We start from the raw sequence: 13,174 nt of genomic DNA on the forward strand, positions 1-13,174 counted from the left end.
CTAGTAATCGCGGATCAGCATGCCGCGGTGAATACGTTCCCGGGCCTTGTACACACCGCCCGTCACACCACGAGAGTTTGTAACACCCGAAGTCGGTGGGGTAACCTTTTGGAGCCAGCCGCCTAAGGTGGGACAGATGATTGGGGTGAAGTCGTAACAAGGTAGCCGTATCGGAAGGTGCGGCTGGATCACCTCCTTTCTAAGGAAATTAGAAGAATGTTACGTGACTGTCTTGTTTAGTTTTGAGAGAGCATTCCTTTCTCAAACATAAAACTGAGTCGAATCAGCAACGAGTTATTCGAGGAAGCGATTAAACGAAGGAACGATCTTATTTTCATAAGTGAGTGACTGAGTGATTGAAGCTGACGAAGAAGAACGAAGTTGATCATTCGACGGATTTGTTCCTTGAAAACTAGATAACAGTAAGAAGGCAAAGTAAATTTTTGCATCCAAACACACCAAGTAAAACCAATATTTCTTGCGAAATGTTGAACGTATTCTTCCTGACGGAAGATGCGATAACCATAATGGTTAAGTTAGAAAGGGCGCACGGTGGATGCCTTGGCACTAGGAGTCGATGAAGGACGGGACTAACACCGATATGCTTTGGGGAGCTGTAAGTAAGCTTTGATCCAGAGATTTCCGAATGGGGAAACCCACTGCTCGTAATGGAGCAGTATCCTTACCTGAATACATAGGGTATGGAGGACAGACCCGGGGAACTGAAACATCTAAGTACCCGGAGGAAGAGAAAGCAAACGCGATTTCCTGAGTAGCGGCGAGCGAAACGGAAGATAGCCCAAACCGGAAGGCTTGCCTTTCGGGGTTGTAGGACACTCTATATGGAGTTACAAAGGAACGGGGTAGATGAAGAGGCATGGAAAGGCCTGTCATAGAAGGTAACAACCCTGTAGTCGAAACTTCGTTCCCTCTTGAGTGGATCCTGAGTACGGCGGGACACGAGAAATCCCGTCGGAAGCAGGGAGGACCATCTCCCAAGGCTAAATACTACCTAGTGACCGATAGTGAACCAGTACCGTGAGGGAAAGGTGAAAAGCACCCCGGGAGGGGAGTGAAATAGATCCTGAAACCGTGTGCCTACAAGTAGTCAGAGCTCATTTATGAGTGATGGCGTGCCTTTTGTAGAATGAACCGGCGAGTTACGATTACATGCAAGGTTAAGTTGAAGAGACGGAGCCGCAGCGAAAGCGAGTCTGAATAGGGCGATATAGTATGTGGTCGTAGACCCGAAACCAGGTGATCTACCCATGTCCAGGGTGAAGTTCAGGTAACACTGAATGGAGGCCCGAACCCACGCACGTTGAAAAGTGCGGGGATGAGGTGTGGGTAGCGGAGAAATTCCAATCGAACTTGGAGATAGCTGGTTCTCTCCGAAATAGCTTTAGGGCTAGCCTCGATTGTTAGAGTCTTGGAGGTAGAGCACTGATTGGACTAGGGGCCCTCATCGGGTTACCGAATTCAGTCAAACTCCGAATGCCAAAGACTTATCATCGGGAGTCAGACTGCGAGTGATAAGATCCGTAGTCAAGAGGGAAACAGCCCAGACCACCAGCTAAGGTCCCAAAGTATACGTTAAGTGGAAAAGGATGTGGAGTTGCTTAGACAACCAGGATGTTGGCTTAGAAGCAGCCACCATTTAAAGAGTGCGTAATAGCTCACTGGTCGAGTGACTCTGCGCCGAAAATGTACCGGGGCTAAACGTATCACCGAAGCTGTGGATGCATACCGTATGGTATGCGTGGTAGGAGAGCGTTCTAAGTGCTGTGAAGTCAGACCGGAAGGACTGGTGGAGCGCTTAGAAGTGAGAATGCCGGTATGAGTAGCGAAAGAAGGGTGAGAATCCCTTCCACCGAATGCCTAAGGTTTCCTGAGGAAGGCTCGTCCGCTCAGGGTTAGTCGGGACCTAAGCCGAGGCCGAAAGGCGTAGGCGATGGACAACAGGTTGATATTCCTGTACCACCTCTTTATCGTTTGAGCAATGGAGGGACGCAGTAAGATAGAGTAAGCGCACTGCTGGATATGTGCGTCTAAGCAGTTAGGCTGGCAACGAGGCAAATCCCGTTGCCGTGAAGGCTGAGCTGTGACAGCGAGGGAAATTTAGTACCGAAGTTCTTGATTCTACACTGCCAAGAAAAGCTTCTAGCGAGATAAAAGGTGCCCGTACCGCAAACCGACACAGGTAGGCGAGGAGAGAATCCTAAGGTGTGCGAGAGAACTCTCGTTAAGGAACTCGGCAAAATGACCCCGTAACTTCGGGAGAAGGGGTGCTCTGGTAGGGTGCAAGCCCGAGAGAGCCGCAGTGAATAGGCCCAGGCGACTGTTTAGCAAAAACACAGGTCTCTGCGAAGCCGCAAGGCGAAGTATAGGGGCTGACGCCTGCCCGGTGCTGGAAGGTTAAGAGGAGAGGTTAGCGCAAGCGAAGCTTTGAATCGAAGCCCCAGTAAACGGCGGCCGTAACTATAACGGTCCTAAGGTAGCGAAATTCCTTGTCGGGTAAGTTCCGACCCGCACGAAAGGCGTAACGATCTGGGCACTGTCTCAACGAGAGACTCGGTGAAATTATAGTACCTGTGAAGATGCAGGTTACCCGCGACAGGACGGAAAGACCCCGTGGAGCTTTACTGCAGCCTGATATTGAATTTTGGTACAGCTTGTACAGGATAGGTAGGAGCCTTTGAAGCCGGAGCGCCAGCTTCGGTGGAGGCGTCGGTGGGATACTACCCTGGTTGTATTGAAATTCTAACCCGCACCCCTCAATCGGGGTGGGAGACAGTGTCAGGCGGGCAGTTTGACTGGGGCGGTCGCCTCCTAAAATGTAACGGAGGCGCCCAAAGGTTCCCTCAGAATGGTTGGAAATCATTCGTAGAGTGCAAAGGCATAAGGGAGCTTGACTGCGAGACCTACAAGTCGAGCAGGGACGAAAGTCGGGCTTAGTGATCCGGTGGTTCCGCATGGAAGGGCCATCGCTCAACGGATAAAAGCTACCCCGGGGATAACAGGCTTATCTCCCCCAAGAGTCCACATCGACGGGGAGGTTTGGCACCTCGATGTCGGCTCATCGCATCCTGGGGCTGTAGTCGGTCCCAAGGGTTGGGCTGTTCGCCCATTAAAGCGGTACGCGAGCTGGGTTCAGAACGTCGTGAGACAGTTCGGTCCCTATCCGTCGCGGGCGTAGGAAATTTGAGAGGAGCTGTCCTTAGTACGAGAGGACCGGGATGGACGCACCTCTGGTGTACCAGTTGTCTTGCCAAAGGCATCGCTGGGTAGCTATGTGCGGACGGGATAAGTGCTGAAAGCATCTAAGCATGAAGCCCCCCTCAAGATGAGATTTCCCATAGCGTCAAGCTAGTAAGACCCCTGAGAGATGATCAGGTTGATAGGTTCGAGATGGAAGTGTGGCGACACATGGAGTTGACGAATACTAATCGGTCGAGGACTTAACCTAATTAACATGTTTGGACACATGATTTACTCCTTCCGTTATCTAGTTTTGAAGGAATAAATTTAAGAAATAAATTTAAATTTCTTCTTGCAAATTCCTCAAAATATATTATAATAATATATGTCTTTGAGAGAAAAGCTTCTGTTTTCCAAAAGGAAGATAGACAGCAAATGTCTGGTGGCGATGGCGAAGAGGTCACACCCGTTCCCATTCCGAACACGGAAGTTAAGCTCTTCAGCGCCGATGGTAGTTGGGGGCTTCCCCCTGCGAGAGTAGGACGTCGCCAGGCTCATATTGATCCGCAGTAGCTCAGTGGTAGAGCACTCGGCTGTTAACCGAGCGGTCGTAGGTTCGAATCCTACCTGCGGAGCCATAATATGGAGAGCTGTCCGAGAGGCCGAAGGAGCACGATTGGAAATCGTGTAGGCGGTGATAAACTGTCTCAAGGGTTCAAATCCCTTGCTCTCCGCCATTTAATTAAAATAAGCAGTTGGCCCGTTGGTCAAGCGGTTAAGACACCGCCCTTTCACGGCGGTAACACGGGTTCGAATCCCGTACGGGTCACCATTTACATATTACGGAGGATTAGCTCAGCTGGGAGAGCATCTGCCTTACAAGCAGAGGGTCGGCGGTTCGATCCCGTCATCCTCCACCATATTACCATCGCGGGGTGGAGCAGTCTGGTAGCTCGTCGGGCTCATAACCCGAAGGTCGCAGGTTCAAATCCTGCCCCCGCAATCGAAAAGGTCCCGTGGTGTAGCGGTTAACATGCCTGCCTGTCACGCAGGAGATCGCGGGTTCGATTCCCGTCGGGACCGCCATTTTCACTCGAAACAAAATATTTTTGGCTCAGTAGCTCAGTCGGTAGAGCAAAGGACTGAAAATCCTTGTGTCGGCGGTTCGATTCCGTCCTGAGCCACCATATTTACAATGCCGGTGTAGCTCAGTTGGTAGAGCAACTGACTTGTAATCAGTAGGTCGGGGGTTCGACTCCTCTTGCCGGCATCTTTCTCAAACTTTATATCGGAGGGGTAGCGAAGTGGCTAAACGCGGCGGACTGTAAATCCGCTCCTTCGGGTTCGGCAGTTCGAATCTGCCCCCCTCCACCATTTATTATAGGGGTATAGTTTAAAGGTAGAACTACGGTCTCCAAAACCGTCAGTGTGGGTTCGATTCCTACTACCCCTGCCAATTAAATAATGGCGATTGTGGCGAAGTGGTTAACGCATCGGATTGTGGTTCCGACATTCGTGGGTTCGATTCCCATCAGTCGCCCCATTATTCCTATCATAAATTAAATAATGAGTGCATATATATGATTAATGGGCTATAGCCAAGCGGTAAGGCAACGGATTTTGATTCCGTCATGCGAAGGTTCGAATCCTTCTAGCCCAGCCATTTATGCGGAAGTAGTTCAGTGGTAGAATACAACCTTGCCAAGGTTGGGGTCGCGGGTTCGAATCCCGTCTTCCGCTCCATAATATATATTGTCTGGCGGCATAGCCAAGTGGTAAGGCCAAGGTCTGCAAAACCTTTATCACCGGTTCAAATCCGGTTGCCGCCTCCAATTATTTGCCGGTGTGGCGGAATTGGCAGACGCGCACGACTCAAAATCGTGTTCCTCACGGAGTGCCGGTTCGACCCCGGCCACCGGTATTAGAAAGACAGTCATAAAAAACCTTGCTTTGAGTAATCATAGCAAGGTTTTTTATTGTATGTATATTTAAAACTAAACGTTAGGGTGTCCACTTAAAAATGGGCAAAAAAAGAGCACACAAGCTCCTAAATTTCTTATACTTGAATTGTCGAGAAACAAGATAGAAATGGAGATGTGTGCACTTGCATTTTAACATGATTCTGCCCGGACTTGAAGGGGCAACCATCATCAAAACCGACATCAATGAAGGAATCTACCAATATTCATTGAAATGCCGATTAAATACGGCAAGACACAATTAAAGAGTAATTATGAAAACGTGGGAGCAAGGTGGGAGTGGCTAGCAAGTAATATGGTTTGGAGAGCCTGTTTTTCATGGAGGATCAGTTTTATTTGGTACGTTATATGAATTTGAACACTCGACCGATAAAGTCCGTGCAAGGGAACAAAATGGATGGCATACGTATACAACCACAAAAAGTATATGAAGGTGCCCGTTATGTATTTCATAAATCTTCCCACAAACTTACGAAATAAGATAGACGGTATTTGGAAAGACATTTTGCTTTGAAGTTAAAAAAGTGTATAAGTTTGAATGAAGCGTAGTGTAACAAAGCCAAACAAGGCCATGGTTGAAAGATAAAAGAAGAAGCGCTACAGATGTTATATCTCATTCCAATTGGTGCTCAAACTCCCGCTTCTACACGGGAGTGAAGACAAAGAAGTGCAAGTCGGAGATCAAGCGCCAGTAAGAATTCGATCGCTTCTGTTAAAAATCGGCGGAGGATGTATGAAAACTTCACCCATGAATCTATTTGCAGAAAACGCTTTAGCTCCAATAAAATTTTTTAGGTAAAAGCATCTATATTTTTTTATTTTATGATTGACAACAGATAGATTTTCATATAATATAATAAGTGTCAATTTGTTATGTCACAATATTTTCTATGCCGGTGTGGCGGAATTGGCAGACGCGCACGACTCAAAATCGTGTTCCTTCGGGAGTGTCGGTTCGACCCCGACCACCGGTATCAAATTTGGTCGAAAGACAAACAAAAAAGACCTCAACCATTAAGTTGAGGTCTTTTTTTGCATTTATGCTGTTTTAACTGGTGCTAAGACTACTGCTTCCACACGAGAATGAAGATGGAGAAGTATAAGCGAAAAATCAAGCGCAGTAATAAATCGGTTGGCCCAATTAATGTTGCCCGATCAAAGTTTCACTTTATTGTTAGAGCCAGAGCCTTGCTGTGTGAATTGTATTTTGCAAGAAAAAAGTGCAGAGTATTGCAGCGGAAAATACAGAGTATTGCCACCCAGTATTTTTTATGCTTTTTTTGATAAGGCATTAGCCAAACGGAAACTACTTCCGGTATATGAAACAANCATGTTTGGACACATGATTTACTCCTTCCGTTATCTAGTTTTGAAGGAATAAATTTAAGAAATAAATTTAAATTTCTTCTTGCAAATTCCTCAAAATATATTATAATAATATATGTCTTTGAGAGAAAAGCTTCTGTTTTCCAAAAGGAAGATAGACAGCAAATGTCTGGTGGCGATGGCGAAGAGGTCACACCCGTTCCCATTCCGAACACGGAAGTTAAGCTCTTCAGCGCCGATGGTAGTTGGGGGCTTCCCCCTGCGAGAGTAGGACGTCGCCAGGCTCATATTGATCCGCAGTAGCTCAGTGGTAGAGCACTCGGCTGTTAACCGAGCGGTCGTAGGTTCGAATCCTACCTGCGGAGCCATAATATGGAGAGCTGTCCGAGAGGCCGAAGGAGCACGATTGGAAATCGTGTAGGCGGTGATAAACTGTCTCAAGGGTTCAAATCCCTTGCTCTCCGCCATTTAATTAAAATAAGCAGTTGGCCCGTTGGTCAAGCGGTTAAGACACCGCCCTTTCACGGCGGTAACACGGGTTCGAATCCCGTACGGGTCACCATTTACATATTACGGAGGATTAGCTCAGCTGGGAGAGCATCTGCCTTACAAGCAGAGGGTCGGCGGTTCGATCCCGTCATCCTCCACCATATTACCATCGCGGGGTGGAGCAGTCTGGTAGCTCGTCGGGCTCATAACCCGAAGGTCGCAGGTTCAAATCCTGCCCCCGCAATCGAAAAGGTCCCGTGGTGTAGCGGTTAACATGCCTGCCTGTCACGCAGGAGATCGCGGGTTCGATTCCCGTCGGGACCGCCATTTTCACTCGAAACAAAATATTTTTGGCTCAGTAGCTCAGTCGGTAGAGCAAAGGACTGAAAATCCTTGTGTCGGCGGTTCGATTCCGTCCTGAGCCACCATATTTACAATGCCGGTGTAGCTCAGTTGGTAGAGCAACTGACTTGTAATCAGTAGGTCGGGGGTTCGACTCCTCTTGCCGGCATCTTTCTCAAACTTTATATCGGAGGGGTAGCGAAGTGGCTAAACGCGGCGGACTGTAAATCCGCTCCTTCGGGTTCGGCAGTTCGAATCTGCCCCCCTCCACCATTTATTATAGGGGTATAGTTTAAAGGTAGAACTACGGTCTCCAAAACCGTCAGTGTGGGTTCGATTCCTACTACCCCTGCCAATTAAATAATGGCGATTGTGGCGAAGTGGTTAACGCATCGGATTGTGGTTCCGACATTCGTGGGTTCGATTCCCATCAGTCGCCCCATTATTCCTATCATAAATTAAATAATGAGTGCATATATATGATTAATGGGCTATAGCCAAGCGGTAAGGCAACGGATTTTGATTCCGTCATGCGAAGGTTCGAATCCTTCTAGCCCAGCCATTTATGCGGAAGTAGTTCAGTGGTAGAATACAACCTTGCCAAGGTTGGGGTCGCGGGTTCGAATCCCGTCTTCCGCTCCATAATATATATTGTCTGGCGGCATAGCCAAGTGGTAAGGCCAAGGTCTGCAAAACCTTTATCACCGGTTCAAATCCGGTTGCCGCCTCCAATTATTTGCCGGTGTGGCGGAATTGGCAGACGCGCACGACTCAAAATCGTGTTCCTCACGGAGTGCCGGTTCGACCCCGGCCACCGGTATTAGAAAGACAGTCATAAAAAACCTTGCTTTGAGTAATCATAGCAAGGTTTTTTATTGTATGTATATTTAAAACTAAACGTTAGGGTGTCCACTTAAAAATGGGCAAAAAAAGAGCACACAAGCTCCTAAATTTCTTATACTTGAATTGTCGAGAAACAAGATAGAAATGGAGATGTGTGCACTTGCATTTTAACATGATTCTGCCCGGACTTGAAGGGGCAACCATCATCAAAACCGACATCAATGAAGGAATCTACCAAATATATATTGAAATGCCGATTAAGGACCATGCCTGCCCTTCCTGTTCGAAGGAGACCAAGCGTGTCCATGACTACCGTATCCAAAAGATTAAGCATCTGAAAATGGCGGAACGCCCCACCATGATTATCTATCGGAAAAGGAGATATGCCTGCTTGTGCGGGAAACGTTTCTATGAGGAAAATCCTTTTGTGGAGAGGTATCAACACCATTCGAAGGAATGGAATCAACAGGTCCAGATTCGTACCGTCAAAGCCAAGACATTCACCGAAATTGCGGCCCAATACCATACATCCGTCAGTACGATCATACGGCGTTTTGACCGGATTATCCCCCAATCAATCAAGGGAGAGAAGGCCTTGCCCAAAGCGATTGCCATCGACGAATTCAAAGGGGATTCCGGAAAGGAAAAATATCAATTGATCATTGCCAATGCCGTGACCCGCGAACCGATCGACATCCTGCCAAACAGACGGAAAGACACAATTAAAGAGTACTTGCGGAAACATGGGGCCAAGGTGGAAGTGGTTGTCATGGATATGAGCCACGCCTTCAAGGCAGCTGTCAAACAGGCCTTGGACGGTCCTGTGATCGTGGCGGATGGGTTTCATTTCGTCCGGTATATGAATTGGGCGCTCGACAAGATCCGTGTGAGGGAACAAAACGAGTGGCATGCATACGACCGTAAAAAGTGTAAGAAGGTCCGTTACGTCTTTCATAAAGCTTCCCACAAGCTTACAAAAACAGATAAATGGTATCTGGAAAGATACTTTGCGCTGTCCCCTGAATTAAAAATAGCGTATGGGTTGAAAGAGGCCTTTTATGAGTGGTTTAACGAAGCCAAACGGCGGGGGCCAGGCCATATCGAGAAGACAAAAGAAGCGCTGCATGCGTTTTATGAAAAGGTGGAAGAAAGCAGGATTCCTGAGTTCGTGAAAACCGTCCAGACCTATCGAAATTGGGAAACGGAAATCCTTAACCGTTTTGAATTTGGGTACTCCAATGGGTTTGTGGAAGGGTTGAACAACTTGACAAAGGTCATGAAACGGAATGCCTTTGGGTTCAGGAACTTCGCTCGTTTTAGGGCACGAATCCTCCTGCATCACCACTATAAATCAATAGGCAATTCATTAGGATAAAGGGGCAGAGAAATGTTCTCTACCCCAACACTTGAAAAAGAACCNAAGGCATTAGCCAAACGGAAACTACTTCCGGTATATGAAACAATATGAGCGTGATGAATTAAACGATCTACTAAAGCTGCTGTTAATCGGGAATCGGAAAAGATTCGATTCCATTGGCTAAACTCCAAGTTAGAAGTAATAATTAAACTTTTTTGTTCATAGCACTCTGAAATGAGTTGAAACAGTAATTCGGCACCTTCTGTGCCAAAAGGGACATAGCCCATTTCATCTAATATCAATACATCTACTTTCTCTAATTTTCGTCGGAAAGAAGCAAATCGACCATTTGCTAACGTTTTCTCTAATTCCTCTACTAAATGAGATACCCTATAAAATCTCACATCATATCCTTTTTCGCACGCACGTCTACCTAAGGCGGAAGCTAAGTGGGTTTTCCCTGTTCCAGGAGCTCCTACTAGAATCACATTTTCTTTCCTCGAAACAAATGATAGATCCATTAGTTCCTCTTTTGTCAGATGGGCCGGTAAATGGATATCCTTGTGCCATTGATAGGTCTCTAATACTTTATGATCAATAAAACGAGCTTTTTTTATATTTCTTATCGCTTTTGCTTGTTCTCTTCCGACTTGTTCTTTTAATAAAAGGTGATAAATGAATTCTTCCCGAGTCGTAAAAGGAATGTCTTCATATCCTTCTGCCATATAAGGCAATTTTAATTGCCTACATAACTTTAAAATGGCCTCATTCACTCTTGTTGCACTCCTTCCGGAGTAGGTTGTAAAGCATCATAGCTAGACCACTCCACTTCATAAGGATGATTGATTTCGTTATCCCGTTGGCCAATATACTCATAAAAATGTTCTTCAATTTCTTTCATATCATGCTGTAATAACAGACTAATTATTTCATTGATTCGTTGTTTACGAATAGCTAATGAGGGAACCAAAAGATACTCACGAATCCTAGCCGGTAAGTATTCCTTATATCGTGAATGTCCAATAACACGCGGTTTATGCATCCAATCTTTCAATATGTCACTCCATGGGATTAATCTTCTCTTCTTCATGTACGGACGGAAGTCCGTTAGTAATATTTCTCCATTACCGGTCACAATCCGATATTGATCCCAATATAGAATACAGTATAAAGGATAATAATTTTTGGCTTTAGGAATATGAATAAGATGTTGATCCAATTTGAATTCATTGTATTTATTTACTTTAATCAATGTTTCCTTAAACACAGGATAATCTTCTTCTGGCAGCTTATATAACTTCTTTTGTTCTTCTTCCCACAGATACTCTATTGATTCTTGTTTCTTATAATGTTCTCTTTGTCGATCTTTCTGTAATACTTCTTTTAATTGTTCAGTCAAGTCATCAAAATCCTTTATTACTGGAGGGACGCTAAAAAAGTTGTATCGTATATAACCAACCTTTCTTTCCACGCTTCCTTTTTCATGTCCACTTCGGGGATTACATACTTGTACGTCAAATCCATAATGGTTTTGAAAAGCCATCAATTCATCTGTTAATTGAGCTTCTCCATTTGAATCCCTTACTTTTTTGACAGCTGGCGTTAGATTATCAATTCGTATACTTTTTGGTACGCCACCTGCTTGTTCAAACAATTGCTTTAATCCACTTAAAAAGCATTCTTGATTTTCTGAAGGAAGTGGGACAGAGAAAGCCACATTACTATAGGGGAAAGACATAATTAATGCATGTATATCGACTATTTCCCCCTCCAGCACAGCCTCCATGATTCCAAAATCAACCTGAGCTTCTCCAATTGGATGATTCAATCGCTCATATCCTTTATCCTTTTGACTCTCTTCAGTCGCCCTCCAATCCGAAATAAATTGGCAAACGGTTCGATAAGAACCGGGAAAGCCATACTTCAATAATTCTTGAAAAAGTTGTTTATTTGTTCTACGAAGTTTCTTTTTTAAGCGAGCATCTTCTTCCAACCAATCACATACCATCTCTCCCCAACGTTCTTCATACATCATTCCTTTTTTAGATTGAATTTTAGAAGTGGGTACCTGATCTTTATCCGCATATTTTTTTGCGGTCCGCCAATTGATATTCATGGTTTTTGCGATTTTGGAAATAGATAACCCTTTTTGATTTCTCATTAATTTGATACAATGAACCTCAGACATTGCTAGCATCCTTTCTTACCTCCACTGTTTGATTAGACACCTATACAGTAGAGGGACTTGGGGTGACTGGCAAGTCTTTTTTTTATGGCACTAAAAAAAGTGCTAGACTCTGTACAAAAACGTTGCACAAGTCTGCACTTTTATTTTGCATTACACATGAATGATGCAGCAAGGCTCTTTTCCTCTTTTCTAATACCTCTAACTAAACCATTTTCCACCGATATAACCAGTTAAATTCCTAAAGCGTCTTCGTGTTTATGTTCCCATGTTATTTACATTGTAAAAGGTTGATTATATAATTAAAAAACTATTGCGAAATAATAAATTAATGGAATAGGAGTGCAGTAAATGGAGTTATTAGGAATTGCCATAATAATAATTGGATTTGCATTAAAGTTAGATACAATAGCTGTTGTAGTAGCAGCTGGTATTGCGACTGGATTAGTGGCAAAAATGAACATTGTAGAAATACTGAATACATTAGGAGAAGCTTTTGTAAACAATAGAGTAACTTGTTTATTTATGATCACAATTCCTGTTATAGGATTATGTGAAAGATATGGATTAAAAGCTAAAGCAGTAATGCTCATTAAGAAAGCAAGGAACTTATCAGTGGGGAAATTGTTAAGTGGTTATACTTTATTAAGAGAAGCAACTATAGCAATGGGGGTAACACTTGGTGGACACCCGCAATTTGTTAGGCCTTTAGTAAGTCCAATGGCAGAAGGTGCAACTGTTGCTCAGTGCGGAGATAAAGTAGATGAAAAAGATATTGAAAAAATAAAAGCTTATTCTGCAGCTTCAGATAATATTGGTAATTTCTTTGCCCAAAATGTATTTATAGCAAATGCGGGCGTCCTTTTAATTGCTTCTACATTAGAGGGGCTGGGAATGCAGGTAGATACACTCCAAGTGTCGAAAGTTGCTATACCAGTAGCTGTAATGGAATGGTAACACTAAACTAGACACTTTTTTTAAGGTGTGTTTCTTTAAACTGAACGGGACTTAAATATCCCAATGTTTCGTGAATTCTGAAATGGTTAAACCAATGGACATAATCATATAGTTCAGAACGTAACTGTTCGAGTGTTTCAAATGTTCGTCCTCTCACAAACTCTGTTTTTAAGATTTTGTAAGTCGCTTCTGCCACTGCGTTATCATAGGGACATCCTTTCATACTTAATGACCGCTTAATTTCAAAAGTTTCAAGCGTTTCATCCAAATGCTTATTTTTGAATTCGCTGCCTCGGTCTGTATGAAATAAGGTGATCAATCGCAGATCATGTTGCACAGTAGACAGTGCTTTACTCACCAGTTTGGCATCTTTTTTCGGTCCTACACTGTGTCCAATCAACTCACGGTTATATAAATCAATCAATAAGCAGATATAGTTCCAGGAATCCTTGACACGTACATACGTCAGGTCACTGACAACGACAGCCAGTTCTTCTT

Annotated in this window: 5 protein-coding genes, 31 tRNA genes and 4 rRNA genes (1 of these 40 cut by a window edge); 37 read left to right on the forward strand and 3 right to left on the reverse strand. The window is 44.5% G+C overall.

The window, feature by feature from the left end; genetic code table 11:
- From BN1765_RS04680 to BN1765_RS04855, 36 genes are all read left to right on the forward strand, one after another.
- Positions 1–199: ribosomal RNA gene (locus BN1765_RS04680) — 16S ribosomal RNA — on the forward strand; it begins 1,343 nt to the left of the window's first position.
- A gap of 330 nt (positions 200–529) precedes the next feature.
- Positions 530–3,466 (forward strand): 23S ribosomal RNA (locus BN1765_RS04685).
- Positions 3,467–3,636: 170 nt separating this feature from the next.
- Positions 3,637–3,752 (forward strand): 5S ribosomal RNA (gene rrf, locus BN1765_RS04690).
- Together the 16S, 23S and 5S rRNA genes with 15 tRNA genes alongside form the textbook arrangement of a ribosomal RNA operon.
- A gap of 9 nt (positions 3,753–3,761) precedes the next feature.
- Positions 3,762–3,836: transfer RNA gene (locus tag BN1765_RS04695), tRNA-Asn, on the forward strand.
- A 6-nt stretch (positions 3,837–3,842) separates the two neighbouring features.
- Positions 3,843–3,935, forward strand: a tRNA-Ser gene (locus BN1765_RS04700).
- A 20-nt stretch (positions 3,936–3,955) separates the two neighbouring features.
- Positions 3,956–4,030 (forward strand) — tRNA-Glu (locus BN1765_RS04705).
- A gap of 12 nt (positions 4,031–4,042) precedes the next feature.
- Positions 4,043–4,118: transfer RNA gene (locus BN1765_RS04710), tRNA-Val, on the forward strand.
- Between the two features lie 9 nt (positions 4,119–4,127).
- Positions 4,128–4,201, forward strand: a tRNA-Met gene (locus BN1765_RS04715).
- A 7-nt stretch (positions 4,202–4,208) separates the two neighbouring features.
- Positions 4,209–4,284 (forward strand) — tRNA-Asp (locus BN1765_RS04720).
- A 25-nt stretch (positions 4,285–4,309) separates the two neighbouring features.
- Positions 4,310–4,385, forward strand: a tRNA-Phe gene (locus BN1765_RS04725).
- 10 nt (positions 4,386–4,395) lie between these two features.
- A tRNA-Thr gene (locus tag BN1765_RS04730) sits at positions 4,396–4,468 on the forward strand.
- Positions 4,469–4,488: 20 nt separating this feature from the next.
- Positions 4,489–4,572, forward strand: a tRNA-Tyr gene (locus BN1765_RS04735).
- 8 nt (positions 4,573–4,580) lie between these two features.
- Positions 4,581–4,654 (forward strand) — tRNA-Trp (locus tag BN1765_RS04740).
- An 11-nt stretch (positions 4,655–4,665) separates the two neighbouring features.
- Positions 4,666–4,741 (forward strand) — tRNA-His (locus BN1765_RS04745).
- A gap of 45 nt (positions 4,742–4,786) precedes the next feature.
- Positions 4,787–4,861 (forward strand) — tRNA-Gln (locus tag BN1765_RS04750).
- A 5-nt stretch (positions 4,862–4,866) separates the two neighbouring features.
- Positions 4,867–4,941 (forward strand) — tRNA-Gly (locus tag BN1765_RS04755).
- Positions 4,942–4,956: 15 nt separating this feature from the next.
- Positions 4,957–5,030: transfer RNA gene (locus BN1765_RS04760), tRNA-Cys, on the forward strand.
- A 7-nt stretch (positions 5,031–5,037) separates the two neighbouring features.
- A tRNA-Leu gene (locus BN1765_RS04765) sits at positions 5,038–5,119 on the forward strand.
- 950 nt (positions 5,120–6,069) lie between these two features.
- Positions 6,070–6,151: transfer RNA gene (locus BN1765_RS04770), tRNA-Leu, on the forward strand.
- A 520-nt stretch (positions 6,152–6,671) separates the two neighbouring features.
- Positions 6,672–6,787, forward strand: a 5S ribosomal RNA gene (rrf, locus tag BN1765_RS04775).
- A 9-nt stretch (positions 6,788–6,796) separates the two neighbouring features.
- A tRNA-Asn gene (locus BN1765_RS04780) sits at positions 6,797–6,871 on the forward strand.
- 6 nt (positions 6,872–6,877) lie between these two features.
- Positions 6,878–6,970, forward strand: a tRNA-Ser gene (locus tag BN1765_RS04785).
- A gap of 20 nt (positions 6,971–6,990) precedes the next feature.
- A tRNA-Glu gene (locus tag BN1765_RS04790) sits at positions 6,991–7,065 on the forward strand.
- Between the two features lie 12 nt (positions 7,066–7,077).
- Positions 7,078–7,153, forward strand: a tRNA-Val gene (locus BN1765_RS04795).
- 9 nt (positions 7,154–7,162) lie between these two features.
- A tRNA-Met gene (locus BN1765_RS04800) sits at positions 7,163–7,236 on the forward strand.
- A 7-nt stretch (positions 7,237–7,243) separates the two neighbouring features.
- Positions 7,244–7,319: transfer RNA gene (locus tag BN1765_RS04805), tRNA-Asp, on the forward strand.
- Between the two features lie 25 nt (positions 7,320–7,344).
- Positions 7,345–7,420, forward strand: a tRNA-Phe gene (locus tag BN1765_RS04810).
- Positions 7,421–7,430: 10 nt separating this feature from the next.
- A tRNA-Thr gene (locus BN1765_RS04815) sits at positions 7,431–7,503 on the forward strand.
- Positions 7,504–7,523: 20 nt separating this feature from the next.
- A tRNA-Tyr gene (locus tag BN1765_RS04820) sits at positions 7,524–7,607 on the forward strand.
- Positions 7,608–7,615: 8 nt separating this feature from the next.
- Positions 7,616–7,689: transfer RNA gene (locus tag BN1765_RS04825), tRNA-Trp, on the forward strand.
- A gap of 11 nt (positions 7,690–7,700) precedes the next feature.
- Positions 7,701–7,776, forward strand: a tRNA-His gene (locus BN1765_RS04830).
- A 45-nt stretch (positions 7,777–7,821) separates the two neighbouring features.
- A tRNA-Gln gene (locus tag BN1765_RS04835) sits at positions 7,822–7,896 on the forward strand.
- Between the two features lie 5 nt (positions 7,897–7,901).
- A tRNA-Gly gene (locus tag BN1765_RS04840) sits at positions 7,902–7,976 on the forward strand.
- Between the two features lie 15 nt (positions 7,977–7,991).
- Positions 7,992–8,065 (forward strand) — tRNA-Cys (locus BN1765_RS04845).
- 7 nt (positions 8,066–8,072) lie between these two features.
- Positions 8,073–8,154: transfer RNA gene (locus BN1765_RS04850), tRNA-Leu, on the forward strand.
- A gap of 177 nt (positions 8,155–8,331) precedes the next feature.
- Positions 8,332–9,552, forward strand: a complete 1,221-nt coding sequence (locus BN1765_RS04855) for an ISL3 family transposase (RefSeq protein WP_082195411.1) — start codon at positions 8,332–8,334, stop codon at positions 9,550–9,552.
- Here the strand turns inward: BN1765_RS04855 and istB are convergent.
- A complete protein-coding gene (gene istB, locus BN1765_RS04860; protein WP_147554150.1) occupies positions 9,522–10,307 on the reverse strand; it encodes an IS21-like element helper ATPase IstB in 786 nt (261 codons plus the stop codon). The two genes, BN1765_RS04855 and istB, sit on opposite strands and share 31 nt — an antisense overlap.
- Positions 10,304–11,731 (reverse strand): IS21 family transposase, encoded by a 1,428-nt coding sequence (istA, locus tag BN1765_RS04865; protein ID WP_050613671.1) that lies wholly within the window; start codon positions 11,729–11,731, stop codon positions 10,304–10,306. The genes istB and istA overlap by 4 nt, the downstream gene beginning before the upstream one ends.
- 339 nt (positions 11,732–12,070) lie before the next feature.
- Here istA and BN1765_RS04870 point away from each other — a divergent pair, with 339 nt between their 5' ends.
- On the forward strand, positions 12,071–12,676 hold the full coding sequence (locus BN1765_RS04870; RefSeq protein ID WP_082195412.1) for a DUF969 domain-containing protein: 606 nt from the start codon (positions 12,071–12,073) through the stop codon (positions 12,674–12,676).
- Positions 12,677–12,683: 7 nt separating this feature from the next.
- Here the strand turns inward: BN1765_RS04870 and BN1765_RS04875 are convergent.
- A partial coding sequence (locus BN1765_RS04875) for an IS3 family transposase (protein WP_187119422.1) occupies positions 12,684–13,174 on the reverse strand: 491 nt, incomplete at its 5' end.

It is taken from the genome of Bacillus testis, from assembly GCF_001243895.1.
In the GTDB taxonomy this organism is placed as follows: Bacteria; Bacillota; Bacilli; order Bacillales; family DSM-1321; genus Bacillus_AD; species Bacillus_AD testis.

Bases quoted from the DNA above. Each gene is read 5' to 3' on its own strand.
- istA (WP_050613671.1), bottom strand. From the start codon at position 11,731: ATGCTAGCAATGTCTGAGGTTCATTGTATCAAATTAATGAGAAATCAA.
- BN1765_RS04870 (WP_082195412.1), top strand. From the start codon at position 12,071: ATGGAGTTATTAGGAATTGCCATAATAATAATTGGATTTGCATTAAAG.